This is a genomic window from Streptomyces liangshanensis (genome assembly GCF_011694815.1).
GTDB classification, from domain to species: Bacteria; Actinomycetota; Actinomycetes; order Streptomycetales; family Streptomycetaceae; genus Streptomyces; species Streptomyces liangshanensis.
Window position 1 is genome coordinate 3,926,957 of the sequence record NZ_CP050177.1, and the last position, 23,975, is coordinate 3,950,931.

24 protein-coding genes and 1 tRNA gene are annotated in these 23,975 nt (G+C 71.7%); 6 read left to right on the forward strand and 19 right to left on the reverse strand.

Going from position 1 to position 23,975, the window contains the following annotated elements; genetic code table 11:
- Positions 1 to 16 precede the first annotated feature (16 nt).
- From HA039_RS16900 to HA039_RS16920, 5 genes are all read right to left on the reverse strand, one after another.
- The gene (locus HA039_RS16900; protein WP_167030315.1) at positions 17 to 820 is read right to left on the reverse strand and encodes a class E sortase; all 804 of its coding nucleotides are present in this window, start codon (positions 818 to 820) and stop codon (positions 17 to 19) included.
- A 37-nt stretch (positions 821 to 857) separates the two neighbouring features.
- Positions 858 to 2,495, reverse strand: coding sequence for a class E sortase (locus HA039_RS16905; protein WP_167030318.1), 1,638 nt, complete (start codon positions 2,493 to 2,495; stop codon positions 858 to 860).
- On the reverse strand, positions 2,492 to 3,130 hold the full coding sequence (locus HA039_RS16910; RefSeq protein ID WP_167030321.1) for an aminodeoxychorismate/anthranilate synthase component II: 639 nt from the start codon (positions 3,128 to 3,130) through the stop codon (positions 2,492 to 2,494). The genes HA039_RS16905 and HA039_RS16910 overlap by 4 nt, the downstream gene beginning before the upstream one ends.
- Positions 3,127 to 3,300 carry a hypothetical protein gene (locus tag HA039_RS16915; RefSeq protein WP_167030325.1) on the reverse strand — a complete coding sequence of 58 codons (174 nt, stop codon included), beginning with the start codon at positions 3,298 to 3,300 and terminating at the stop codon, positions 3,127 to 3,129. Before HA039_RS16915 ends, HA039_RS16910 begins: the two co-directional genes overlap by 4 nt.
- A gap of 152 nt (positions 3,301 to 3,452) precedes the next feature.
- A complete protein-coding gene (locus tag HA039_RS16920; protein WP_425086352.1) occupies positions 3,453 to 4,274 on the reverse strand; it encodes a DUF881 domain-containing protein in 822 nt (273 codons plus the stop codon).
- A 139-nt stretch (positions 4,275 to 4,413) separates the two neighbouring features.
- On the opposite strand from HA039_RS16920, the gene crgA reads away from it, so the two are divergent.
- Positions 4,414 to 4,671, forward strand: a complete 258-nt coding sequence (gene crgA, locus HA039_RS16925) for a cell division protein CrgA (RefSeq protein WP_167030327.1) — start codon at positions 4,414 to 4,416, stop codon at positions 4,669 to 4,671.
- 274 nt (positions 4,672 to 4,945) lie between these two features.
- Here the strand turns inward: crgA and HA039_RS16930 are convergent, their stop codons facing one another.
- Both HA039_RS16930 and HA039_RS16935 read right to left on the reverse strand, forming a co-directional pair.
- The gene (locus HA039_RS16930) at positions 4,946 to 5,812 is read right to left on the reverse strand and encodes a rhomboid family intramembrane serine protease (RefSeq protein WP_167030330.1); all 867 of its coding nucleotides are present in this window, start codon (positions 5,810 to 5,812) and stop codon (positions 4,946 to 4,948) included.
- 103 nt (positions 5,813 to 5,915) lie between these two features.
- The gene (locus HA039_RS16935) at positions 5,916 to 6,443 is read right to left on the reverse strand and encodes a peptidylprolyl isomerase (RefSeq protein ID WP_167030333.1); all 528 of its coding nucleotides are present in this window, start codon (positions 6,441 to 6,443) and stop codon (positions 5,916 to 5,918) included.
- A gap of 393 nt (positions 6,444 to 6,836) precedes the next feature.
- On the opposite strand from HA039_RS16935, the gene HA039_RS16940 reads away from it, so the two are divergent.
- Positions 6,837 to 7,538, forward strand: a complete 702-nt coding sequence (locus tag HA039_RS16940) for a DUF5324 family protein (RefSeq protein WP_167030336.1) — start codon at positions 6,837 to 6,839, stop codon at positions 7,536 to 7,538.
- 112 nt (positions 7,539 to 7,650) lie between these two features.
- On the opposite strand, the gene HA039_RS16945 is transcribed toward HA039_RS16940, so the two are convergent.
- From HA039_RS16945 to argH (HA039_RS16975), 7 genes are all read right to left on the reverse strand, one after another.
- Complete coding sequence (locus HA039_RS16945; protein WP_167030338.1) at positions 7,651 to 8,028, reverse strand: DUF6344 domain-containing protein; 378 nt, start codon at positions 8,026 to 8,028, stop codon at positions 7,651 to 7,653.
- Between the two features lie 289 nt (positions 8,029 to 8,317).
- Positions 8,318 to 9,535, reverse strand: coding sequence for an MFS transporter (locus HA039_RS16950; RefSeq protein WP_208298634.1), 1,218 nt, complete (start codon positions 9,533 to 9,535; stop codon positions 8,318 to 8,320).
- Positions 9,532 to 10,944 carry an argininosuccinate lyase gene (gene argH, locus HA039_RS16955; protein ID WP_208298635.1) on the reverse strand — a complete coding sequence of 471 codons (1,413 nt, stop codon included), beginning with the start codon at positions 10,942 to 10,944 and terminating at the stop codon, positions 9,532 to 9,534. The genes HA039_RS16950 and argH (HA039_RS16955) overlap by 4 nt, the downstream gene beginning before the upstream one ends.
- Positions 10,945 to 11,008: 64 nt before the next feature.
- Complete coding sequence (locus tag HA039_RS16960; RefSeq protein WP_167030344.1) at positions 11,009 to 12,199, reverse strand: ATP-grasp domain-containing protein; 1,191 nt, start codon at positions 12,197 to 12,199, stop codon at positions 11,009 to 11,011.
- 80 nt (positions 12,200 to 12,279) lie between these two features.
- Positions 12,280 to 13,458 carry an ATP-grasp domain-containing protein gene (locus HA039_RS16965; protein WP_167030348.1) on the reverse strand — a complete coding sequence of 393 codons (1,179 nt, stop codon included), beginning with the start codon at positions 13,456 to 13,458 and terminating at the stop codon, positions 12,280 to 12,282.
- Between the two features lie 42 nt (positions 13,459 to 13,500).
- Positions 13,501 to 14,316 carry a phytanoyl-CoA dioxygenase family protein gene (locus HA039_RS16970; RefSeq protein ID WP_167030351.1) on the reverse strand — a complete coding sequence of 272 codons (816 nt, stop codon included), beginning with the start codon at positions 14,314 to 14,316 and terminating at the stop codon, positions 13,501 to 13,503.
- Positions 14,313 to 15,746, reverse strand: a complete 1,434-nt coding sequence (argH, locus tag HA039_RS16975; protein ID WP_167030354.1) for an argininosuccinate lyase — start codon at positions 15,744 to 15,746, stop codon at positions 14,313 to 14,315. The genes HA039_RS16970 and argH (HA039_RS16975) overlap by 4 nt, the downstream gene beginning before the upstream one ends.
- Positions 15,747 to 16,035: 289 nt before the next feature.
- Here argH (HA039_RS16975) and HA039_RS16980 point away from each other — a divergent pair, with 289 nt between their 5' ends.
- The gene (locus tag HA039_RS16980) at positions 16,036 to 16,917 is read left to right on the forward strand and encodes a UbiA family prenyltransferase (RefSeq protein WP_167030357.1); all 882 of its coding nucleotides are present in this window, start codon (positions 16,036 to 16,038) and stop codon (positions 16,915 to 16,917) included.
- A gap of 60 nt (positions 16,918 to 16,977) precedes the next feature.
- On the opposite strand, the gene HA039_RS34040 is transcribed toward HA039_RS16980, so the two are convergent.
- Positions 16,978 to 17,682: a helix-turn-helix transcriptional regulator gene (locus HA039_RS34040; RefSeq protein WP_243869515.1), complete on the reverse strand. Its 705-nt coding sequence runs from the start codon at positions 17,680 to 17,682 to the stop codon at positions 16,978 to 16,980.
- Between the two features lie 186 nt (positions 17,683 to 17,868).
- A tRNA-Ala gene (locus HA039_RS16990) sits at positions 17,869 to 17,941 on the reverse strand.
- 189 nt (positions 17,942 to 18,130) lie between these two features.
- Here HA039_RS16990 and HA039_RS16995 point away from each other — a divergent pair.
- Together HA039_RS16995 and HA039_RS17000 are read left to right on the forward strand one after the other, a co-directional pair.
- A complete protein-coding gene (locus HA039_RS16995) occupies positions 18,131 to 18,679 on the forward strand; it encodes a helix-turn-helix domain-containing protein (protein ID WP_167030360.1) in 549 nt (182 codons plus the stop codon).
- An 87-nt stretch (positions 18,680 to 18,766) separates the two neighbouring features.
- A complete protein-coding gene (locus tag HA039_RS17000; RefSeq protein WP_167030363.1) occupies positions 18,767 to 20,134 on the forward strand; it encodes a serine/threonine-protein kinase in 1,368 nt (455 codons plus the stop codon).
- A 33-nt stretch (positions 20,135 to 20,167) separates the two neighbouring features.
- Here the strand turns inward: HA039_RS17000 and HA039_RS17005 are convergent, their stop codons facing one another.
- The 3 genes from HA039_RS17005 to HA039_RS17015 form a co-directional block, all read right to left on the reverse strand.
- On the reverse strand, positions 20,168 to 21,571 hold the full coding sequence (locus HA039_RS17005) for a hypothetical protein (protein WP_243869517.1): 1,404 nt from the start codon (positions 21,569 to 21,571) through the stop codon (positions 20,168 to 20,170).
- Between the two features lie 210 nt (positions 21,572 to 21,781).
- Positions 21,782 to 21,916 (reverse strand): DLW-39 family protein, encoded by a 135-nt coding sequence (locus HA039_RS34045; protein WP_003958712.1) that lies wholly within the window; start codon positions 21,914 to 21,916, stop codon positions 21,782 to 21,784.
- Positions 21,917 to 22,083: 167 nt separating this feature from the next.
- The gene (locus tag HA039_RS17015; RefSeq protein WP_167030366.1) at positions 22,084 to 22,923 is read right to left on the reverse strand and encodes a methyltransferase domain-containing protein; all 840 of its coding nucleotides are present in this window, start codon (positions 22,921 to 22,923) and stop codon (positions 22,084 to 22,086) included.
- Positions 22,924 to 23,346: 423 nt separating this feature from the next.
- On the opposite strand from HA039_RS17015, the gene HA039_RS17020 reads away from it, so the two are divergent.
- Positions 23,347 to 23,907, forward strand: coding sequence for a hypothetical protein (locus tag HA039_RS17020; protein ID WP_167030369.1), 561 nt, complete (start codon positions 23,347 to 23,349; stop codon positions 23,905 to 23,907).
- Positions 23,908 to 23,975 lie beyond the last annotated feature (68 nt).

Below are 23,975 nucleotides of genomic sequence, written 5' to 3' on the forward strand. Positions count from 1 at the left end.
TCGTCGCGTACCACCCTCAGCGCAGCTCCGGCGGCGGGGTGCGGTTCTTGTCGACCTTCTCCGTACGGACCAGCTCCGCCCACACCACGTAGCGGTAGTCCGACGTGTAGATCGGCGTGCACGTCGTCAGCGTCAGGTAGCGGCCCGCCTTCGTCTTCCCCGACTCCTTGGGGATCGGCAGCAGGACGTTCACGTTGAACTTCGACGTCTTCGGCAGCTCTTTGTAGACCTTGTAGACGTACCAGGTGTCCTTGGTCTCGAAGACGACCGGGTCACCCACCTCGATCTTGTGGATGTTGTGGAACTTCGCCCCGTGGCCGTCCCGGTGCGCCGCCAACGTGAAGTTGCCCTTCTTGTCCCAGGGCAGGGCCGACTTGACCGGGTCGGTGTAGTAGCCGGCGATCCCGTTGTTCAGGGACTTGGTCTCCGTGCCCTTCTTCACCAGCACCTCGCCGTTGTGCATCGCCGGGACGTGCAGGAAGCCGATGCCGTCCTTCGGGTCGAAGACCGCGGGCTCACCGTCGCCGGTGGTGCCCGTACCGCCGCCCTGGGCCCAGTGGTCGCGGACCTCGTTGCCCTGCTTGGTGGCCTCACGGTCGGCGAGCACGTTCGTCCACCACAGCGAGTAGACGACGAACAGGCCGAGCACCAGGCCCGCGGTGATGAGCAGTTCACCGAAGACGCTGACCACCGACGCGACACGGCCCCTGGGCCGCCGGCCCGGTGACGGGTCGGGGTCCGGGCCGACCGGCGCGGCGGACGCGTCCGGCCCCGGCGGCGGTGCGCCGGTCTGCTCGTCGTGTTCGGTTCCCGCTGCCACCGCACCCGCCCCCGTCCAGTCCAGTCGGCCCCGGGGCTCAGTCGACGAGATCGTCGGGCTTGCCCTTGCTGCGCGGCCGTTCGTCCACCATCTTGCCCCACACGATCATCCGGTACGTACTGGTGAATTCGGGCGTGCAGGTCGTCAGCGTGATGTAGCGCCCCGGGCCCGCGAACCCCGACTGCGGGGGCACCGGGTCGATCACGCTCACGTTCGACGGAGAGGTCTGCGGCAGGGTCTTCGTCATCGCGTACGTGTAGTAGGCGTCCTGCGTCTCCACGATGACCTTGTCGCCCGGCTGGAGGCGGTTGATGTAACGGAAGGGCTCGCCATGGGTGTTGCGGTGGCCGGCCACCGCGAAGTTGCCCTGCTTGTCCTGCGGCATCGCCGTCTTGAGCTTGCCCTCGGAGTAGTGCCCGACCATGCCGTGGTCGAGGACCTTCGACTTGCTGATGCCCTCGGCGATCGGCACGACGACGTCCAGCTTGGGGATGTGCATGATGGCGAAGCCCTGGCCGGGCTCGAAGGCGCCAGGCTGGCGGCCCTTGGCCCAGCTGTCCTGGATCTTGTTCGTCTCCTTGCCGGCGTACTGGTCGGCCCGGACGTTCGTCCACCAGAGCTGGTAGGTGACGAACAGCAGCATCAGGACGCCGAAGGTGATGAACAGTTCGCCGACCACCCGGCTCACGACCACCGCGGGGCTGTCCTTCGCCGCGCGCGCGGCGCGGCGGGCCTCGACGCGGGAGAGCGGCTTGGCCGGCGCGGATCCGTGCGCGGCCGTCCCGGGGCCGTTCCCGGCCTCGGCCGGTCCTGGTTCCTGGCGCCTGCGTCCCCGGCCGCCCTTGGCGGCCTTGCGGCGCTCGGCGCGCCCGCCCTGCTCGGAACCGGCCTGCTCCTGGGCGGCGGTCGGCGCACCGGCGGTGGCCGGTGCGGCGGACCGCGCGGCGGTCGCGCGGCGCAGATCGTCCGTACGGAGGCCGATCGTCGCGTCGTCGGGGAGGTCGGCCGTGGGGCGGGCCGGCGTGGGGAAGAGGGGCCCGGATATGAGGGTCTCGTCCATCGCCCCGGGCACCGGCCCGGCGGCGGGGGGCGCGGCGTGCGCCGCGGGGGACGCGGGACGCCCGGCGGCGGGGGCCGGTCCGGCCTTCCGTACGCGCTCCTGAGGCTGCCCCGGAGCCGTACCCGCGGCGGGAGTCGCACCCGCACCCGGATCGGCCACCGGCCGCTCGGGCGGCAGGGGCACGGACAGCGGTGCGGAGGCCGGGACGGAAGGTCCGGTCGGAGCGGAAGGGGTCGAGGGGGCCGCCGGGACCGCCGGGGCCACAGGAGCCTGTCCGGCCGCCTCAGGGCCCCCGGGGGCGGCCGGGGCCTGCCCGGCCTCCCGCGGGCTCTCCGGCCCCCGGTGACGGCCGTGACGCGCCCTGGAGGGCGGTGCCTCGCCCCGCGCCGCCGGCTGCTCCGGGATCGCACCCGGCGCGGCGCCCGACGGCCGGCCCGGGACCGGCCCCGAGGGCGTCCCCGGAAGCCGGCCCGGGAGCGGGTCGTTCAGCGGGTCCGCCAGGCCGCCCACCGCCGCCCGCAGCGCGGCCTCCGCCGCCACGGCCTCGGCGGCCTCCTCACGCGCGTACGGGGCTTCGGGGCCACCGGCGTCGTGTTCCGGGCGGAGTGTCGTCACGCGAGCGCCTTGCCCACCACCGGTGCGAGGCCCGACGACCGGCCGACCGCACCCGGATCCCCGCACCGCGCCAGCCAGTTCGCCAGCATCAGGTGGCCGTGCTCGGTGAGCACCGACTCGGGATGGAACTGGACGCCCTCCACGGGCAGTTCACGATGACGCACACCCATGATGATCCCGTCCGCGGTCCACGCCGTGACCTCCAGGTCCGCCGGCAGCTCCGCGGGCTCCGCCGCCAGCGAGTGGTACCGCGTCGCGGTGAACGGCGAGGGCAGCCCGGCGAAGACACCGTTGCCCTCGTGCGTGACGAGCGAGGTCTTGCCGTGCAGCAGCTCGGGGGCGCGGCCCACGACGCCTCCGTACGCCACCGCCATCGACTGCATGCCGAGGCAGACGCCGAAGACGGGGACGCCGGTCGCGGCGCAGTGGCGCACCATGTCGACGCAGACACCGGCCTCTTCGGGGGTCCCGGGGCCGGGGGAGAGCAGGACGCCGTCGAAGCCGTCCTGCGCGTGGGAGGTGGTGACCTCGTCGTTGCGCAGCACCTCGCACTCGGCCCCGAGCTGGTACAGGTACTGGACGAGGTTGAAGACGAAGCTGTCGTAGTTGTCCACGACGAGGATGCGCGCGCTCATCCGGCCGACCCCGATCCGTCGACGGTGACGTCGTTGAACGGAAGCAGGGGCTCCGCCCAGGGGAAGACGTACTGGAAGAGCGCGTAGACGACTGCCAGCGCGACCACGAGCGAAATGGCCGCCCGCACCCACACGTTGCCCGGCAGATGCCGCCAGAACCAGCCGTACATGCTGTCCCTTCCGTTCGGTACCGCACCGTCCGGTACAGCAACAGACTAGAGGGCGCCGGGGACACATGGGCGGCGCACCGGCGAGCCGTACGGAGGTTCGGGTTTGCCGTTCGTCACAGCGGCCGCCCCACGGCCTGTCCACCGGACAGGACCTAGCCGGTGGATCCGGCCGATCCTGCGGGCTTCGCGTAGTGGAGGTCCACCGTGCCGGTGTAGCCCGGGAGCGTCTGCCGCTTGTGCTCGTCGACCTGCCAGCCCAGGCCGTACGCCTTCACGTACAGCTGGTAGTTCTGGATGGCCGGGGAGTCCGCGAGCGCCTTGGACAGCTTCTCCCGGTCGCCCACGGCGGTGATCCGGTACGGCGGCGAGTAGACGCGTCCTTGGAGGATGAGCGTGTTGCCCACGCAGCGCACGGCGCTGGTGGAGATCAGCCGCTGGTCCATGACGCGGATGCCGCGCGCCCCGCCCTGCCACAGGGCGTTGACGACGGCCTGGAGGTCCTGCTGGTGGATGACCAGGTCGTTGGGCTGCGGCTCGGGGTAGCCGGGGTTGGCCCTGGCGTCCGGCGGGGCGTCGTCGAGCGTGACCGTGAGGGCGGCGCCGGTGAGCTCCTCGGTGCCCGCGGCCTTCTCCAGAGCGCGCAGCCGGGCGTCCTCGGCCTCGGTCGATCCGTCGTCGCGGCTGGCGAGGGCGTCGACCTCGCGGCGGACCCGCGCGGCGGACCTCCCCAGGTCCGCGTTCTTGCGGTCCCGCTCGTGGATCAGGTCGGAGAGCTTGAGCAGCGACGCGTCCGTACGGATGTTGGTGCCCTTGGCGGTGTTGAAGCTGGTCACGAAGATCAGGCCGGCGAGGGCGAAGACGGCGGCCGTGAGCAGCCTGACCGGCCGGGGGACCAGGCGGCGGCGCGGTCCTTCTGGCGCGCCCGGCGGGGTGCCCTCGGGGGCACCTGCCGGAGAGTCGGCGGAATTGCTCAACGTACCCTTATCTCCTTAGACGCCATGGAAGCACTACGCTAACGGACGCCTGGGGAGGCAGCGTTCCCCCTGTTCCCCGCCCGGCACCCCGTTTCAGTCCCCTGCGCGGTCACGCAGCGCATCGACAGGAGAGTTCCTCGTGCCGAAGTCACGTATCCGCAAGAAGGCCGACTTCACGCCGCCGCCGGTCGCGAATCAGGCGACCAACATAAGGCTGACGAACCGCAGCTGGGTGGCCCCGGTCATGCTGGCCATGTTCCTGATCGGCCTGGTCTGGATCGTCCTCTTCTATGTGACCGACGGCAGCCTGCCGCTGGAGAGCTTCCGGAACTGGAACATCGTGGTCGGCTTCGGCTTCATCGCCATCGGCTTCGGTGTCTCCACGCAGTGGAAGTAGCCGCTCGGCGGTCGGAGTAGCCGCTCCCCACCCCGGGCGTCAAGCTCTCCCCAGGCTTATCCACAGCGTTGTCCACAGCAGGGGAAAAGGTCAGAAGATCTGTGGATAACTCCACGGAATGTTGACGCCGGTGTGACTGCGTCCCCCGCTCCCGTTCCGCGGTTGCCCCTTGTCGTTGCTGGTCAGACCCACATCAGCGACAAGGGGCACTGGTGTTCCCCACGGCGTGCACAAGATCCGACACGTTCTGTGGACAACCCGACCGGGTGTGGCCTCAGGTGATCGCGGCCGTGCGGAGCACGACGACGGCGACCGTCGCCGCCAGCACGAGCGCCGCCGTCCCGTACTGCACGAGGGCCCGGCGTTCCCGGGGCGCGTGGACGAGGCCGACGGCCACGAGCGTGCCCGCCACGAGGCCGCCGATGTGGGCCTGCCAGGCGATGTCCGGGATGCTGAACGTGAAGATGAGGTTCACGACGAGCAGGCCGATGACCGGCCGCAGGTCGTACTTGAGCTTCCGCATCAGGACGGCCGTGGCGCCGAAGAGCCCGAAGATGGCGCCCGAGGCGCCCAGCGAGGGCGCGTTCTCCGCGGCGAGCAGGTAGGTGAGGGCGCTGCCCGCGAGTCCGGAGATCAGGTAGAGCGCGAGGTAGCGGGCGCGGCCGAGCGCGGCTTCGAGCGGTCCGCCGATCCACCAGAGGCTCAGCATGTTGAAGCCGATGTGCCAGATCTGCTCGTGCAGGAACATCGCGGTGACCAGCCGGTACCACTGCCCGTCCGCGACGCCGACCAGGTGGCCGAGCTCCGGGTCGAAGGCCTGCCCGACGAGGTCGAAGCGGTTGACGAAGGTCTCGCTCTGCGTGGCGATGACGAACACCACGACGTTGAGGGCGATCAGGATCTTGGTGAGCAGCCGGGGGTCGCGGGCGACGGTCCCGCCGACGATCGTCCGCGGCCGGTTCGCCGCCGGCGGATGCCCCGTACCGGAACCCTGTCGTACACAGTCCGGGCACTGGAATCCCACCGAGGCGCTGACCATGCACGCGGGGCAGATGGGCCGCTCGCAGCGGGTGCACCGTATGCCGGTCTCCCGTCCCGGGTGCTGGTAGCAGCTGGGCAGGCCTTCGGCCGGCTGGTCCATCTGTCCCTCCCGCCTGGTGGCGGCGGCCGGCGCGGGGTGCGCCGGCCGCCGGCCCGTCATGTAACCACTACGGACGAACAGGGCACGAAGGTTCCCGGCGCGGTCAGCGGGTCTCGATGACGACCGATTCGATGACGACGTCCTGCAACGGGCGGTTGGTCCGCGGATTCGTCTGCGTGCCGGCGATCGTGTCCACGACCTTCTTGCCCGCCTCGCCGGTGACCTCGCCGAAGATGGTGTGCTTGCGGTTCAGCCAGGTGGTCGGCGACACCGTGATGAAGAACTGCGAGCCGTTGGTGCCCGGGCCCGCGTTGGCCATGGCCAGGAGGTACGGCTTGTCGAAGGCCAGCTCCGGGTGGAACTCGTCGGCGAACTCGTACCCCGGTCCCCCGGTGCCGTTCCCCAGCGGGTCCCCGCCCTGGATCATGAATCCGCTCATGACGCGGTGGAAGACCGTGCCGTCGTACAGAGGGTCGGTCGACTTCTTGCCGGTCGCCGGATGGGTCCACTCGCGCCCGCCCTGGGCGAGCTCGACGAAGTTCTTGACCGTCTTGGGCGCGTGATGCGGCAGGAGCCGGATCTCGATGTCCCCCTGGCTGGTCCTCAAGGTGGCGTAAAGCTGCTCGGCCACGATCTGCCTTCCGTGTGTCTTCACTGACTCCCGCGATCCTCGCACGGAAGGCGCGGCGCGTACCCGACCACGGGTTCGGCTACGGACTCGACTGCGGACTCGGCTGCGGACCCAGGTGTACGGAGGGGGTTCGGCGGACAGGCGCGGAGAGGTACACGCGCAGTACACACGCCGAAAAAAGGCTCGTCCGGTCCCGCCGGGACAGGGGCGTGCCGAAGCGAAGCGTGGCATTGTCGTGCACGGGGTCCCAAAGGACCGCAATGCCCGAGCATCACCCAAGTCGCCTGCCATGACCCGGATGCCCGCATCACATGCCGAGACCGAGCCCAGCGGGCATGATCTCGAAAAGGGTGGACAGGCGATATACGGAACGCCACCGAGGAGGATGATCCTGTGACCCGCATGGACAGCGTGCGCGCCGCTACCGGTTCGGCGAAGGAGAGCGTGCAGCACGCCGCGGAAGCGGTGGCGCCTTACGCCGGTACGGCCAAGGAGCAGGCCGCTCTGTACGCGCACGAGGCGCGTGTACGACTGGCCCCGACCGTGTCGAAGGCCGCTCAGCAAGCTCGTATTCAGTACGGCGCCTATGTGGCGCCCCATGTGCCTCCGAAGTTCGACGACGCCGCTCACCAGGCCGCGGCGGCCACCAGGAAGGCCGCCCGTCAGGCGGCGGACTACACGGTGCCGCGGGTCGAGCAGGCGGTGGCCACCGCACAGCCCGTGGCCCAGGAGGCCGCGGCGCGTTCGGCGGCGGCGCTGGCCGCTCTGCGCGGACAGATCACCGCCAAGGAAGTACGGAAGCTGGTGAAGAAGCACCAGCGGCGGGCCAGGGCCGGACGTGCCGCCAAGGGCCTGTTGGTCCTGGGCGCGGTGGCCGGTGGGGCCTTCGCCGCCTGGAAGTGGTGGGACAAGCAGGCCAACCCGGACTGGCTGGTGGAACCGCCGGCCGCTACGGAGATGTCCGACCGCGCGCCGCTGACGTCCGTGGACGGCAGCCACCCGGTGGATCCGCTGGATCCCGAGGTCCAGGCGAAGCAGGCCGAGGCGGAGGCCGCTGACCGGGACAAGCGTGACGACCGGGACGACCGGCCCTGATCACGTGGTCCGACCTGATCACGTGCTCCGACCTGATCACATGGTCCGACCTGATCACGTGCTCCGACCGTAGCGGGAGTGGGCGCCGGACGGCCGAAAGGCTTCCGGCGCCTCACGCTGCGACGAGCGCCGCGTCGGCGGCGTGGGCGTCCGACTCCGCCTGCGGGCCGTCCGGCAGGTCGGCGGGCAGGTGACGGACCGACGGGGACGAACCGTGCGCCTCGGCGGTGATCCGCTGCTTGATCGTGGGCGGCAGGGCCCGTCCCCGCGGCGGTGCGAGCGACGGCACCGCCCTCGTGGGTGCGGGTTCGGTGAGCCGGTGCGGTGGGACGGCGGCGGGAGCCGGCGCGGGCGCGGGCTTCTCGGCCGGCTGCGCCGACACGGCGCTGCCGGCGGCCGTCGCGGGGGACGTGAGTCCCAGGGAGGCGAGCACCGCGAAGAACGCGGTGATGAAGACGGCCCACAACGTCTTGACCTTGATGGCGGCCATGACCCCTTCTTTCTGTTCTCTGATGGTGCGATGTCGGGTTGGTCGATCTACATACCTTCCTCATGATGTGTACGCATCTCGGGAATCCAGGGAGCGACGCCGCAGCTGCGCAGTTCTTCGGATGAACACCACTCGTACGGTCCAACCGGCCCGGGCGGCCCGGGACTCCGTACCCCTCCCCGTACGCCCGGAAGACCCGCTCCGACCTGCCACAACGCCCCGCAGCACCCTTCACCGCACCCGGCAAGTCGGGCGGCCCTGATCCGGGAGCCGGCAATTCGGCCGGGGGTTATCCGGCGGCCGTGAGCGGGTCGGGCGTGGGCGGGCCGGGCATGGGCGGGTGTGCCGGGACCCGTCCCACCGCGCGCAGCGCCGCCGTCACCAGCAGGGACAGCGCCGCCATGGTGGCCATCGCCCAGGCGACCTCGTGCGTCCCGTACAGCTGGGCGAGGCCGCCCGCCAGCACGGCGCCCAGTGCCTGGCCCACCATCAGGCCCGTGCCGGCCAGGCCGAACGCCTGGCCGCGTACGTCCTCGCGGGTCAGCAGGACCAGCCGCTCCTGGAGGGGCAGCGAGGCCGAGAAGCCGAAGGCGGAGAGCCCGGCCAGGGCCGCCGCGACCACTACCGGCGGCGACAGGGGGAAGGCGAGGAACGGCAGCGCGAGCAGGGCGCGCAGGGGCAGGACCAGCCGGTCGCGCAGGGCCTCGGGGACGAACCGGCCGACGACGATGTCCCCCAGGAGCATGCCGACCGCGCCGGCCGCCAGCAGGAACCCGGCCTCGCCCCCTGCGTACGGGATGAACAGCGCCTCGCACCCCACGACCAGGCCGTTGGGCACCCACATCATCAGGAGGAGCGGCCGTACGTCGCGAGAGGTGAGGAGTTCGTGGTTGACGCGGCGGCTGCGTTCGACGACGTTGCCCCGGGCCCGCGGCGGACGGTCCGACAGGCCGGTCCGCGCCAGGACCCCAGCGGTGACGCTGACGCACGCGGCGATCGCGAACAGCCAGGACGTCGACATCACGGCGAGCAGCAGGGCGCCGACGGCGTTGCCGATGATCTGCATGCCGCCGACGGTGATGTTCATGGTCGAGCGGGCCAGGACGTACGCGTCCTTCGGCACGATGTCCGACAGCAGGGCGATGACGGTGCCGGCGGTGGCGGCCAGGGCGACGTAGCCGCCGGCGAGGATCACGAAGCGCATCCACCAGGTGAGGCCGGGGAGCGCCTGGAGGGACGCGGTGAGGGTCGCGACGCACGCCATGAAGATCATCGCGGTGCGGGGGCGCAGCAGGTCCGAGGTCGCCGACAGGTAGCGCGCGGTGACGAGCTGGACGAGCGGTCCGCCGAACAGCGCGACGGAGGTGAGGAGGGGCGATCCTGTCTCGCCGTACATGACCGTGCCGAGGGCCAGCCCGGAGAGGACGACCGCCGTCATCGTGAACAGGCGGACCACGAACAGGGCTCGGAACTCCCGGACGGCGAAGAGCTCGCGGTAGGTGGTCATGTCGCCTGCAGGGCTTCCACGCGGGTCCGCCACTGCTCGACCTCGTGGGCGACGCGCTCCGGGGAGGTGCCGCCGAAGCTGCGGCGGGACCGGACCGAGTCCTCGACTCCGAGCACGGTGAACACGTCGGCGGTGATACGGGGATCGACGCCGCGCAGCTGGTCCAGCGTCAGCCGCGCCAGGGTGGTGCGGTGTTCGTCCGCCAGCCGCACGAGGCGGCCGGTGAGGTGGTGGGCCTCGCGGAACGGCATGCCGAGTTCCCGGGTCAGCCAGTCCGCGAGGTCGGTGGCCGTCGCGTGGGCGGAGCCGGCCGCCGCCGCCATCGCGGCGCCGCGCGCCTCCATGTCACCGATCATGCCGATCGTCGCCTTGAGGCACAGCTCCAGGGTGTCCGCCGCGTCGAACGTCGTCTCCTTGTCCTCCTGCATGTCCTTGGAGAACGTCAGCGGCAGCGCCTTCATCACCGTCAGAAGGCCCAGGAGAGCGCCGTGCACCCGGCCGGTCTTGCCCCGGACCAGCTCGGCGGCGTCGGGATTGCGCTTCTGCGGCATGATCGACGACCCGGTCGTCCAGGCGTCGGACAGCTCGACGAAGCCGAACTGCGGCGACATCCAGAGCACGATCTCCTCGGCCAGGCGCGACAGGTGCGTCATGCACAGGGAGGCCGAGGAGAGGTATTCCAGGGCGAAGTCCCGGTCCGACACCGCGTCCATGGAGTTGCGCATCGGGCGCTCGAAGCCCAGCAGTTCGGCGGTGCGGGCCCGGTCGATGGGGAACGAGGTGCCGGCCAGCGCCGCCGCGCCGAGCGGGGACTCGTTCATCCGCGCGCGGGCGTCCCGGAAGCGGCTGTGGTCGCGGCCGAACATCTCGACGTACGCCATCAGGTGGTGGCCGAACGAGACGGGCTGCGCGCTCTGGAGGTGCGTGAAGCCGGGCATGACGGTCGCCGTGTGCGCCGCGGCCTGCTCGACCAGGACGCCGACGAGCCGGGCGAGGAGGCGCAGCGTACGGTCGTGGGCGTCGCGGACCCAGAGCCGGAAGCCGGTGGCGACCTGGTCGTTGCGGCTGCGGGCGGTGTGCAGCCGGCCCGCCGCCTCGCCGATGAGCTCGCCGAGGCGGGCCTCGACGTTCATGTGGATGTCCTCCAGCTTCACCGAGTAGGCGAAGGTCCCGGACACGATCTCGCCGCGGATCACGTCGAGTCCCCCGGTGATGGCGGTGGCGTCCGCCCCGGAGATGATGCCCTGCTCGCGCAGCATCGTGACGTGGGCGACCGAGCCGTCGATGTCCTGCGTGGCCATGCGCCGGTCGAAGCCGATGGAGGCGTTGATCTGCTCCATCACCTCGTCCAGTTCCTCTCTGAAGCGGCCCCGGATCAGGCCGCCGTTCGTGTTCGTACCGACCTGCATGGGGTGCGCCGATCTCTGGGGAGGGGACGGGGGCTCGGGGGACGGGGGCTCGGGGGACGGGGTGTCAGGGGCTGACATGGATCCGGATCCCGGACGTGACGGTCTCGCAGATCCCGATCGCCTCCTGGGCGGTGGGGGCCGTGGCCAGTACGTATCCGACGCGGGTACGGGAGTTCCGGACGGCCCCGACGGTGTCCCCGGCCCGCAGGGGGAGGTGGAGCTTCAGGACCCCGGGGAGTCCTTGCCATCGCTGCACCCCGGTGATGTCGGTGACCCGGCCGGGCGGGGGTGTGAAGAAGCGGATGGCGGCGGCGCCGGCGGCCCCGGGCGCCGGTTCCTGGGGTGCCTCGCGACCGACGGCCCACCGGGCCGCGAGGTCGAGCAGGTCGTGGCCGGTGGCCTGCCGTACCAGCGTGGCGATCTGGTCGCCGCCGACCCGGGTGTGGGTCTCGATGACCTCGGGACCCGAGGGGGTCACCCGCACCTCCGTGTGGGTGACGCCCTCGGTGATGCCCATGACGTCGAGGAAGGCGGCGACGTACGCCCTGACGGCCGACGCGACCTCCGGCCCGATCGGGGCCGGGACGACGTGCCCCACCTCGACGAAGGGATGGTCCGGGTCGTCGTCCTGGGTGAACTTGCCGGTGATCGCGACGATCAGGTGCTCGCCCGCGTGGCTGAACGCCTCGACGGAGAACTCCGGTCCCGGCAGGAAGGGCTCGGCGATGTACTCGTCGGCGCCCGCCGGGGGCATCACCACGTCGTCGGCCCGCCGGAAGCAGGCGACGTTCTCGCTGCCCTGCCCGTGCCGCGGCTTCACGATCACCGGGTAGCCGTGTTCCGCGGCGAAGGCCCGGATGCCGGCGGCGTCGCGCACGACCGCGCCGCCGACCGCGGAGAATCCCTTGTCCCGCAGCCAGGCACGCATCGCGAACTTGTCCCGCGTGCGCTCGACCACGTCCGGCGGCAGGCCGGGGATCGCGAGATCCGCGGCGATGCGCGCCGCGGGCAGCAGTCCCTGTTCCGTCAGGGAGACCACCGCGGCGAACGGGCTCTCCCGGTGGAGCGCCCGCAGGAGCGGTGGCAGCGACGGGTCGTCGTACTCGGTCAGCACCGTGCGCCGGGCGACCGGTACGAGCGCCGGCTCGTACCGCGCCGGGGTGTCGATCAGGGTGATCTCCGCACCGGCCTGACGCAGCCGGTCGCAGAGCCCCGGGCCGCCGCCCACGACGATGATCTGCTGGGGGGTGTCCATGTTCCGTACCTCTTCTCTCCGCTTCACGCCGCTTCGGCCGCTTCAGCCGCGTCCCGCCGCTTCTCGCCGCTTCTCGCCGGTCAGAGCGCCCCGATGTAGGTGGCGAGATCGTCCGCCGATTCACCGCGGAGCACGGAGTGCCCCAGCCGCCGGTTCACGGAGAAGGGCTCCGCGCCCGGCACGGTGTTGCCGTCGTCGTGGACGGCGTGGACGACCTCGACGCTCTCGGGGCTCGCCGTCTCCGTGCGTTCGGCGAAGTGGAAGCGGATGCCGTGCCGGGTGGGCCCCTGCGCGGGCTCGGGGGCCTTCCAGCCGAGGCCGAGGCGGGCGTGGAGGAACGCCTCCTCCAGGTGCAGGCCGTGCTGGAGCTCGACGATCTCCGGTACGTGGCCGCCGACGGGCCGGGCGGCGGCCTCGATCACGCTGATCCGTTCCGCGTCCATCTTGAACTCGACGTGCATGACGCCCTGCGCCATCCCCCAGGCCGAGGCGATGCGCTCGGCCGCGTCCAGCAGGTCCCGCCGGTGCCGTACCGGTATCTCGTCGCCGGAGACGTGCCCCACCTCGTGGCAGGCCGGCGGCGCCGACAGGAACTTCCTGGTCAGGGCGTGGGCGACGATCCTCTCGTCCCGTACGACACATTCGAGGCTGAACTCCGGCCCGTCCGCGAACTCCTCGACCAGTGCCCCCGCGGTGTAGGCGAGGTTGGTGAGCCGCGACTTCTTGAAGTCCAGCATCTTCGCCAGGGTGGCCTCGACCTCCGCCTGCGTGTGGCACTTGCGGACGAAGAGGCTCATGGCCATGTCGATCGGCTTCACGATCACCGGGAAGGACACGGTCTCCCAGGGGAAGGCCCGGCTCTCCTCGACCGAGCCGAGCCGGGTGATCACCCGGGGCTGCGGGATGTCGTGGCACGCGAAGGCCTCGCGCATCAGCGACTTGTCCCGCGAGGCCCGGATCCGGGTGACGTCGTTGTGGTACAGCCCCAGTTCCCGGGCCAGTACGTCCGCCGCGATCACCGCGAACTCATTGCCGGCGACCACCGCGTCGTAGCGGCGGGCCCCGATCTGCGCGAGCAGGTCCCGCGGGGAGTTCGTCAGCTCCGGCACTCTGATCCACTCGTGCAGCCCGGGGGTGCCGTCCCCGACCGTCGAACTCCCGATCGTCACGATCGTCAGCTGCCAGTCCTCGCGGGCGCAGACCGCGGCGACGCGGTCCAGCGACCAGGAGGAGACGGGGTGGAGCAGGAGAATACGCATGTCGGGCAACCTTTGGACGCGTCAGGCAGGAGGAAGAGGGGGTCAGATGGCGGCGTTGCGCTCGAAGTAGCGCTCGAAGCCGACCATTTCCTTGCAGCGCCGTACGACTTCACGCTGGTAGTACTTCCGGTACAGCCCGGAGTCGTCGGTGGCGCAGTACGAGGGCAGGAGCACGGTCCGCGGGACCTCGCCGGCGTTGCGGCCGCTGAAGTGCACGGCGAGCGAGTGGAAGACCAGGACGTCACCGGGCTCCAGCGCGGGCATGTCGATGCTCGCGGCGTCGAGTGCGGTCGGGTCGCAGTCCGCCTGGGGATCGCTCGCCGGGCCGGGCAGCAGCGCGTGGTGGGTGCCCCGGTAGAAGCCGAGCCCGCCGTTGCGCGCGTCGCTCGGGTACAGGTTGATCACCGCGGTGCACAGCTTGTCCGGGCTCTCGTCGAGCCACCGCCAGTAGAGGAAGTCCTGGTGCGGGATGTAGCCGTTGGTGCCCGGCTCCTTGCGGATCAGCTTGCACTTGAGGACCTCGGGGGAGCCGTCGAGGATGGTCCGCAGGGCACCGAGCAGCGCCGGGTGCTTCGCGGCGTCCGTCATCCCCGGCGATATGTCGAGGACGGGGTCGAGGCGGTCGAAGGCGTACCGGCCGTCGGGCCCGCGCCGGAACTCGGTGCGCAGATTGAGATCGTCGTCCAGACCGTCGAGGTGGAAGAGCCGCTCGACCTCCCTGCGGTACGACTCGGTCTCGGCCGGGGTGTACAGACCGCGCAGGACGGTGTAGCCGTCCTTCCAGTACTGCTTCTTGTACGTGTCCAGATCGTCGTCGGAAAGGAGCCGCGCCGACTTCTCCATCAGAGTGCTGGTCATGACGTCATCATTCCTACTCGCTTGATTGTTTCCTGGTCGGAGAAGTCGGCCTCGAATTCGATGAATTCGACGAGGCGCGACCGGAGCCGGGCGGCCGATTCGAGGACCCGCCGGGGCGCCGTACCGCCCTGGCTCGCCCGCGATTCCACGGATGTCTCGACGGTGATGTCCGGCCATTCCTCGAATGCCAGGCGTTCGTCGACGCCGCGTCGCGCTTCGAGCGGCAACGCGCCGAGGGAGCAGTTCTGCTCCTGGGACAGGCGTACGAGCGCCGTCACCAGGTGGTGGGCCTCACGGAAGGGGATGCCGCGTTCCCGGGTCAGCCAGTCCGCCAGGTCGCCCGAGGTCACGAAGGCGATGTCGGCGGCCCGGCGCATCGCGTCCGGGTTCGGCTCCATCAGGGTCGCGATCATGACGGCGGCGTCCAGGGAGAGTTCCAGGGTCCGCGCGGTGTCGAACAGCGGCTCCTTGTCCTCCTGGAGATCCCTGAAGTAGCTCAGGGGCAGCCCCTTGACCACGGTCTGGAGGGCGTGGAGATTGCCCAGGACCCGGCCGGTCTTGCCGCGGATGAGCTCCGCCGCGTCGGGGTTGCGCTTGTGCGGCATGGCCGAGGAGGCGCTGACCAGTTCGTCGGGGAGGGTGATCAGCCCGACGGGCTGCGACGACCAGAAGACGATCTCCGCGCCGAACCGGGAGAGGTTGAGGGCCACCGAGGCGCCCGCGCTCAGGAAGTCCAGGGCGAACGCCCGGTCCCCGACGCTCTCCAGGGAGTTCGCCGTCGGCTGCCGGAAGCCCAGGTTCCGCGCGACGGCGGAGCGGTCGACCGGGAAGCCGGTGCCGGCCAGGGCTGCGGACCCCATGGGGCACTCGTCCTGGAGGGCGAGGACGAAGGAGATCCGCTCGGCATCGCGCAGGAACGCCTCGGCGTACGCGAGACAGACGTGACCGAAGGTCATCGGCTGGGCGACCTGGAGGTGCGAGAAGCCGGGCATGACGGTCGCCGCGTGCCGCTCGGCCTGGGTGAGCATCGCCTTCGTCAGCGCGAGGATCCTCGACCGGAGCGCGATGACCTGGTCGCGGATCCACAGCCGCAGGGCCGTCACCGCCAGGTCGTTGCGGGCCCGCGCGGTGCCCAGCCACCCGGCGTCCACGCCGATCCGCGTCTCCAGGTACTGCTCGATCGCCGTGTGGACGTCCTCGGCCTCGGGGTCGAGCGGTTCGTCCCCGGCGAGGAGCCGCCGCTCCAGGTCGTCCAGCTCGCGCAGCACCCGCGCGGCCGCGTCCGGCGGGACGACCCCCTGGTCCAGCAGCATCGCGACGTGCGCCCGCGAGACGGTGATGTCGTACGGCGCGAGAATTCCGTCGTAATGCCCGCTGGAGCCGATGGCCGCCATGATTCTCGCGGCATCGGACTTCTCATAGGTCTTCATGTGGAAACCCGTGTGCTCATTGTTCGAAAGCCTCCTTGGTTCTCCCGCCGCGCTATCGGGAATTCATTTCCCGGACCGCGGCTGTGCCCATCGTGCCGTACGTTTCCGGGGCGCCACAGGGATCTGCGACCAACGGCCCAAGGAGGGTGCAGAGGAGGCGTACACCCGTACACCGATGGTTGTATAGAAGCGCGCCCGACAGCGCTCCTAAGCTGCGGCCATGAGCAATTCCGGTGCTTTTCCGAGGGTTTTCGGTCCGGTTCGCGCACCGGACGTTCGGTGGCACACCGTGACGGAGACGGCGCGCCTTTGCTGGGCGGAGGCACGCCCGCTGGTGCAGACGATGTTCGTGCTGCGGTTCGCGGTGGGCGCGTTGTCGGTCGTACGGCTGCCGCAGCCCGGGTGGCGGACCCTGCTCGGCATGACGGCGTGGTGGTGCGCCGTGTCCTGCGCGTATCTGCTCAACGGCGTGACGGACGTGCGCGAGGACCGGGCCAACGGCTCGATGCGCCCGATCGCCCGGGGGGCTCTGCCGGTCCGCCGGGCCGCGGCCGTCACGGTCCTGCTCGCCGGCGCCGCCCTGGCGCTCGGCGCGGCGGCCGGCGGTGGCGTGCTCGGGTGGGTCGTGGTGTTCCTGCTGCTCGGCTGGGCCTACTCGGCCGCCCCGGTGCGGGCGAAGGAGTCGAGCGGGCGCTGCGCGGCCGTCGTCTTCGCCATGGGGATGGCCTCGTACGCGGCGGGTGCGGCGGCGGCCGGTTCGGCCCTGTCCACGACGGGCCTGGTCTTCGGCTGCGTCATGTCCGCCTGGATGGCCGTGGTCGGCGCCGTGGTCAAGGACCTGGGGGACGCGGGCGGCGACGCGGCCGGCGGCCGCCGTACCGTCGCGGTCGTCCACGGCATGGCGGCGGCGCGCGCGCTCGCGGTGGCCGGCGCCGTCCTGGTCGGGGTGGCCGGTCCGGTGGCGGCGCTGCTGTGGGCCCCGCTCGACCTCGTGGGTACGGTGCCGGTGGCGGCCGGAGCGGTGTGGGTCGTCACCCGGGTGGTGCGCGACGCCCGGCGGACGCACGCCGACCGGCGGCAACGGCGGCTCGCCTACCGGGCCTTCATGGTCACGCAGTACGCGGCGAACCTGCTCGTACTGGCCGCACTGGCCGCACTCGCCGCCCTGTGACCCGGCCCCTGATATGTCGACACCGGGCAGGCCCCGGCAATCAGAGGGCCCGACGGCACGTCAGCTCGGCAAGAGAAAAGCCCTGTTGACCGCCTGCACGCGGGAGTTCGCCCCGAGCTTGCGGTAGGCGTTGTGCAGATGCCGCTTCACGGTCGCCTCGCTGATGTCGAGCCGGCGGGCTATCAGCCGGTTCGTCAGCCCGTCGCGCACCGCTTCCAGGATCTGCCGCTCGCGCAGCGTCAGCAGGTCGAGCACCGGCTCTTCCGCCGGCGCCTCCGCGGAGGCCGCCGCGGAGACCTCCTCCCGCACCTCGGCCCCGAGCGGCAGCCGCGCCTCCTCGCTCCCCCGGATCCCCTGGTAGAGACGGCTGCCGGTGGACGTCCGGAACGCGGTGCTCACCATCTGCGCCGCCGCGAGGCGCTCCTCCGGCCCCACCCGCCCGACGGCCTCCTCGACCACCAGGTGCATGGCCTGCCAGAGCACCTCCACCGCACGCACCGACTCGGACACCGGAACCTGCTGCACCACCCGGTGCGCGCCGAGCAGCCGGGTGTACTCCCCGACGCCCGGCGACTCCGCGTACGTATCGGTCTCCAGGGCCTGCGCGCACTCGGCCACGATGTTCTGTGCCTGGTGACGGCACTGCCGCCAGATGTCCTCGCGGGACACCAGGGGGCTGCCGAGGCGCCCCAACGCCACCCGGTACGCCTCGATGATGTCCGGAGTGGCATCACGGAGCTGCTGAGCTGCCGCCTTACGACTCACTGGTGTCCCCCTCCGAGCGCGGAGCCACGCCGCCGCTCCCGCCGGACGGCACTCCGTGCAGATCGCCGGGGAGGCTAACACCCAGCCCGCGCCCCGGAAAGGAAGATCCACTGGGTGGGACGGCGCGGGCACGCAGAAATGCCCTCCTGAACTGCGTTTCCGCAGTTCAGGAGGGCATTTCGGAAGTGGAGCCTAGGGGAGTCGAACCCCTGACATCTGCCATGCAAAGACAGCGCTCTACCAACTGAGCTAAGGCCCCGCGAACGGGTCGGTCACGACCGAGCCGCACAGAAGCCGTCGGCCGTCACCGGGGAACAGCGTACCGGGTGTACCCCGTGATCCTCCAAAATAATGGGGGCTCCCCGCGCCCGACCACGCTCCGTAAGATGCCCCACGAGGTTCGCAGCAGCGAAGCTGCCGCGTTTGGGGAAGCGATGGGGAGACGCGCATGGATGCCGCACAGCAGGAATCGACGGCCAGAGCCAGAGAACTCCAACGAAGCTGGTACGGGGAGCCTCTGGGAGCGCTCTTCCGCCGGCTCATCGACGACCTCGGCCTGAACCAGGCCAGGCTCGCCGCCGTTCTCGGCCTGTCGGCGCCGATGCTCTCCCAGCTGATGAGCGGCCAGCGCGCGAAGATCGGCAACCCCGCCGTCGTCCAGCGCGTCCAGTCCCTCCAGGACCTGGCGGCGCAGGTCTGCGACGGCAGCGTCAGCGCCGGGGAGGCCACGGACCGTATGGACGAGATCAAGAAGTCGCAGGGCGGCTCCGTCCTCACCGGCACCGGCCAGACGACCAACTCCTCGGGCGCCCCCACGGTCCGCCGGGTCGTCCGCGAGATCCAGTCGCTGCTGCGGTCCGTCGCCGCGGCCGGCGACATCATCGACGCGGCCGCCGCCCTCGCCCCGACCCAGCCCGAACTGGCAGAGTTCCTCCGGGTGTACGGCGCCGGGCGCACCTCCGAGGCGGTCGCCCACTACGAGGCGCACCAGAACTGACGACGGGCCCGGCCGCGCCAGGGGGGGCGAGGCGGCCGGGCGGACGGCGGATCAGCAGACCGGCAGACGGGGAGCGGACGCGGCGCCATGGGTGAGGTCTTCGCGGGGCGGTACGAACTGGTCGACCCGATCGGGCGCGGGGGCGCCGGAGCCGTCTGGCGCGCCTGGGACCACCGGCGCCGCCGCTACGTGGCGGCGAAGGTCCTCCAGCAGAGCGACGCGCACGCGCTGCTGCGGTTCGTCAGGGAACAGGCCCTCAGGATCGACCACCCGCACGTCCTCGCCCCGGCCAGCTGGTCCGCGGACGACGACAAGGTGCTGTTCACCATGGCCCTGGTCAGCGGTGGTTCGCTGGCACACGTCATAGGGGACTACGGCCCCCTCCCTCCCCCCTTCGTCTGCACCCTCCTCGACCAGCTGCTGTCCGGTCTCGCCGCGGTGCACGCGGAAGGCGTCGTCCACCGCGACATCAAGCCGGCGAACATCCTGATGGAGGCGACCGGCAAGGCCCGGCCCCACCTGCGCCTCTCCGACTTCGGCATCGCCATGCGCAAGGGCGAGCCGCGCCTGACCGAGACGGACTACGTGCTCGGCACCCCCGGCTACTTCGCCCCCGAGCAGATGATGGGCGCCGAACCCGACTTCCCCGCCGACCTGTTCGCGGCCGGCCTGGTCGCGCTCTACCTGTTGCAGGGGCGGAAGCCGGACGCCAGGGCGCTGATCGAGTACTTCGCCGCCCACGGCACCCCCGGGGCGCCGCAGGGCATTCCCGAGCCGTTGTGGCAGGTGCTGGCGGGGCTGCTCCAGCCCGATCCGCGGGCCCGGTTCCGTACGGCCACGGGCGCGCGCAAGGCGCTGGCGGCGGCGCTGGAACTGCTGCCCGAGCCCGACACCGACGACGAGCCCGTCGAGATCTTCGACCAGATCGGGCCGCTCCCGGTCGGCTTCGGCCCCTCGGGCCCGCTCCCGGCCCCGCCCCCGGAGCCCGCGCCGACCACAGGGGGCGGCGGGCGGCGGGCAGACTACGGCCCGGGGCACGACTCCGGCCACGGCTCGGGTCACGACCCCGGCCACGGCTCGATGTCGGACACCGGCAGCTTCCACCTCCCGCCTCCGCCGGTACGGGCCGAGCCGCAGCAGTCACCCACGCCCCTCCCGCCACCCCATCAGCCCCAGCCCCAGCCCCAGCCCCGGCCCGAGGGGCAACCCCTCCCTCCCCCTCCCCTCCAGCCCTACGGCCCGGCGCCCGCCCCCTCCCACGCCCCGACCGTCGCCGTACAGCCGTACGAACCGGCCCCCACAGCCCCGTACACCACCCGCACACCGGAGGTCCCGCCGCCTCACACCCCTCCGGGACACACCCGTCCGGGACCGCCCCCGAAGGTGACGATCCCGGTCCTGCTGCTCGCGCTGGCCTGCTTCGCCGTGGGCATCTGGGCCCTGACCCACGGCTGAGCCGCCCGCAACAGCCCGCCCCGCCACAGCCGGCTACCGCCCGGCCGGCATCCGCGCCGCACGCCGCCGCGCGAGCAGCGTCCACGCCCCCAGCCAGAGCACCAGCAGCGTGCCCGTCCCGATCCCGGCCGCGGCCACCAGCGCCATCGTGCCGCTGTCCGCCGCGCCGCCCGGCCCGCCGGCCGCCTCGTCCCGCTTCCCCTCGTCCACGGCGAAGTCGCCCGCGGGACCGGCGTACCGCGGCCCGCTCTTCGCCGCGCCCTCCACGTTCACCCGCAGCGTCAGTCCGTACGGCTTCGCGCCGAACGTCCTGCCGACCTCCGGATTCAGGCTGACCCGCAGGTAGTACCAGCCCGCGAAGCGCATCTCCTTGGCACCGGAGCGCGAGCCGAAGCGGTTCTCGTACGCGACCGGCGGCAGCGGGTCGAGCGCGGTTGTCTTCTGTCTCCCGTCGTACGACACCGAGCCGGAGTCACCGACGAGCCCGCGCGCCGGGTTGTAGAGGGACATCGCCAGCGCGCCGCTCACGAAGCCCGTGCCGGGGGAGCTGCCGAGGTCGGCGCTGACGAAGAGCTGCTGGCCCCAGTCGACCGGCACCCGGTAGAAGAGGGAGGCGCCCGGCTCGATCCTCGCCGTCCACTCGCCGCGCGTGAGCCCCTCGGCGTCGTAGAAGCCCGCGCCGCCCGCCCGCGCCCTCGGCCCTTCCTCGGCGGGTACGGGGGAGGCGCTGGGCCACACGGACGGCGCCGTGGTGGGACCGCCGGGCGCCGTGACGGCCGGCTCCCGGACGTGCCGGATCTCCAGGTCCCACGGGGTGGCCGTGGTGGCGTCGTCGCTGACGCGCTCGACGACGACGAAGTAGGGGCCGGCCTCCTGGCAGGCGTACGCGCCCTTCTCGATCGTCCGGTAGGCGTAGGCGGCGAGGGGGCGGGGGAATCGCGCCGAGGCCCCGAACCGCGCGTCGTTGGAACTGCAGTCGTTGCCCTGGCGGTTCTGCAACGACACCTTGATCCTGTCGCCGTAGGCCACCTCCGAGGTGGCGGGCGGGACGGCGACGGCGGAGACGTACGCGTCGCTCGTCGCGTCCAGGTCCACGCGGTACGTGAGCCGGTCACCGGGCCGTATGGAGTCCCGGTAGGTGGCCCCGGCGTCGAGCCGCCGCGCGTCGCTGGTCGTGGCGGCGCCGGTGACCGCCCGGGCGCCGGGCTGGAAGGTGTACGGCGCGGGCCCTCCGACCAGGGAGGTCTCCCGTACGGACCCCACCGCGGCGCCCGCGGACACCCCCGCCCGAGCCTGCCCGGCCAAGGCCACCACCAGCACGCCCGCCAGCGCGCCCGCCGAAGCTCCGCGGCCGCCCGCGCCACCCCACCACTTCACGCGCGCTCCCCCCGCCACCCGTACCGCACCCCGCACCACCCACGCACCCGGCTCACTCACTCGCCGGACCATCCTGCCCCGCGCCCCTCACCGCTGTCCGCCCACCGCCCGAATCACCGGCCGGGCCGCGCTTTGCCATGGCAACCGGGCGGCGGAGCGGCCGGGCAGCACGAAGCCCCGGCCGCTCGGCGACCGGGGCTCGCATTCAGGACTGCTGCCTGCGTTCAGGACTGCTCAGTTCAGAACTGCTGCGTTCAGGACTGCTGCGTCTCACACACCCGAACCTGCGGGCACGGAGTCGGTCGCCTCCGTCCACAGATCCTGCTCGGCGCGGTCCGCCTGGATCTGGCGGTACACGAGGAGCCCGCCGATGGCAGCCAGTGCGACCAAGAGAAGCTTCTTCACCGCGCGACCTCGTCTTTCCTTGACGTAGGGGACTTCTGGCGCCCGACTATACACACCGACCGATACCGATCGGTGACCTCCCCGCACGCCAACTCCCCCCTACCGAACGACGAACAACCCCACCCAAAAGTGCCCCGGCGGCGCCGTTCCTCCCCCCGGCCGCGCCGTCAGGGTTTACGGCCCCACGCCTGCACCAGCAGGCTTTCGCGGACGGTCGTGCCGGGCCGGGCGAGGTGGTCGCCGAGCGCGCCCGTGAGGGCGTCCAGCTCCCGCGGGGTGAGCGGGGTGTGCTCCAGGAGGCGTTCGCGGAAGAGACCGGCGAAGGAGAGGAGCAGCGTCTGGTACCGGTCGCCCGGCTGCCAGTAGTACGCGTGGGCGGCGGCCCGTACGTCGGTGAGACCCGCCTCGGCCAGCAGGCCGGGCAGCCGGGCGCCGATGTGGACGTCGCCGCCGAAGATCCCGGTGAGGAGGGTCTTGAGGCGGCTCCACGCGGGGTGGGGCGGGTCGCACTGCCAGGTCGCCCAGTCGAACTCCTGGACCGCGACCCACCCGCCGGGCCGGACGGCGGCGGCCATCGCGCCCAGGATCAGGCGGGGGTGGGTCGTGTTGATCAGCAGGAGCCGGCAGTGGGCGAGGTCGTACGTTTCGCCGGCGGCCGTGTCCGGCGACAGCGCCTCGTGGCGGACCTCGACGTTGCCGAGGGCGAGTGCGGCGGCGGACTCCCGGGCCCAGCCGATCATCCGGTCATCGGTGTCGAGGCCGGTGACCGATCCGGCGGGGCCGACCCGTTCGCTGAGGAGGTCGAGGACGCCCAGCGGCCCGCACCCCAGGTCCAGCGCGTTCGCGCCCGGGGGCAGGGGGATCGTGTCCAGCAGGGCGACGGCGGCCGGCCGCAGCAGCTCGCACTGCGCGAGGAGACGTTCCTGCTCGGCACCCGAGGACCCGAGCCGGTAGTCGACAACCGTCGAAGCGCCCGCTTCGCGCACGGGGGCCGGGGCGTTGCTCACTTGGTCCTCGATTCGACTCGTACGGCCGGAACACGTCGCGACACAAAGCGACATCATCATCACGCACAGTAGTACCCCACCGCCGCACACCCCGGCAAACCCACCCACCTCACCCCGCGCACCCCCGCCCAACGACCTCGAACACCCTTCTCCCACCGGGCACTTTCGAGTGAGCGCGAGCGGGAACGCCGACCGCCCCCGCGACCCCCGCCGCCCCGCTCCACCGCGGGAACAGGCCCCGAACGGCGAACGACCGCACCGGCCGCACCTCGGCGGGCGCCCGCGGCAGCCCGCGACAGATCCATCCCTACCGCCCCAAAACGTCTAACCTGTCACAGGCGCCACAACAGGGGGCTTGCAGGATCGTTGCTGCTGCCTTCTTTGGGCTGCCGATGTACGGCTGTCGACCAGACCGAGGATGTCGTGTCCCCCCATACTCTTCAGCCTGGCCCGGACCCCGCCCTGCGCGGCCTGGATCCGGCCGCGATGGCCTTCTCCTCCGCCGCGACCCGCATACTCCTGAACAGCGACGGCCTGACCACCCCGCTCCTCCAGGCCCTCGTACGCGGCCCCCTGCGGGCCCGGGCCCGTGACGTACGCACCGTCAGCCCGCAGGCCCTCCCGCCCGACATCCGCGAAGCCCTGCGCCCCGGCAGCACCGACCACTGCCTGCTCCGCCGGGCCCGCCTGCTGACCGTCACCGGACGCGCGGTCTCGGACAACACGGTCGCGGCGCTCTCCGGAGTGGACCCCCGGGTCGACCAGGCGGTCGCCGACCCCGCGCACCCGGTCGGCTTCGCCCTCGCCGAGGCCGGCGTCACCCTCCGCCGCCGCATCGTCCACGTCGGCCGCGCCACCTGGCCGGACGGCGCCACCTGCGCGGTCAAGACGTACACCCTGGACACCAAGGACCGCCCCCTCCTCTGCATCCGGGAACTGTTCAACCCGTACATCGTCGAAGCAGCCGTCCACCCGGAGCCCTGAACCACCCCAAGTCCCTTTGCCCGCAAGGAAGTCACCGGGGAATGCAGAAGACCCCCAGGCACGAATGC

What these genes read in the sequence shown, in the direction of transcription:
- HA039_RS16910 (WP_167030321.1), bottom strand. Translation starts at nt 3,130, where the DNA reads ATGAGCGCGCGCATCCTCGTCGTGGACAACTACGACAGCTTCGTCTTC.
- HA039_RS16915 (WP_167030325.1), bottom strand. Translation starts at nt 3,300, where the DNA reads ATGTACGGCTGGTTCTGGCGGCATCTGCCGGGCAACGTGTGGGTGCGG.
- HA039_RS16930 (WP_167030330.1), bottom strand. Translation starts at nt 5,812, where the DNA reads ATGGACCAGCCGGCCGAAGGCCTGCCCAGCTGCTACCAGCACCCGGGA.
- HA039_RS16945 (WP_167030338.1), bottom strand. Translation starts at nt 8,028, where the DNA reads ATGGCCGCCATCAAGGTCAAGACGTTGTGGGCCGTCTTCATCACCGCG.
- HA039_RS16950 (WP_208298634.1), bottom strand. Translation starts at nt 9,535, where the DNA reads ATGACCACCTACCGCGAGCTCTTCGCCGTCCGGGAGTTCCGAGCCCTG.
- argH (WP_208298635.1), bottom strand. Translation starts at nt 10,944, where the DNA reads ATGCAGGTCGGTACGAACACGAACGGCGGCCTGATCCGGGGCCGCTTC.
- HA039_RS16960 (WP_167030344.1), bottom strand. Translation starts at nt 12,199, where the DNA reads ATGGACACCCCCCAGCAGATCATCGTCGTGGGCGGCGGCCCGGGGCTC.
- HA039_RS16965 (WP_167030348.1), bottom strand. Translation starts at nt 13,458, where the DNA reads ATGCGTATTCTCCTGCTCCACCCCGTCTCCTCCTGGTCGCTGGACCGC.
- HA039_RS16970 (WP_167030351.1), bottom strand. Translation starts at nt 14,316, where the DNA reads ATGACCAGCACTCTGATGGAGAAGTCGGCGCGGCTCCTTTCCGACGAC.
- argH (WP_167030354.1), bottom strand. Translation starts at nt 15,746, where the DNA reads ATGAAGACCTATGAGAAGTCCGATGCCGCGAGAATCATGGCGGCCATC.
- HA039_RS16995 (WP_167030360.1), top strand. Translation starts at nt 18,131, where the DNA reads ATGGATGCCGCACAGCAGGAATCGACGGCCAGAGCCAGAGAACTCCAA.
- HA039_RS17000 (WP_167030363.1), top strand. Translation starts at nt 18,767, where the DNA reads ATGGGTGAGGTCTTCGCGGGGCGGTACGAACTGGTCGACCCGATCGGG.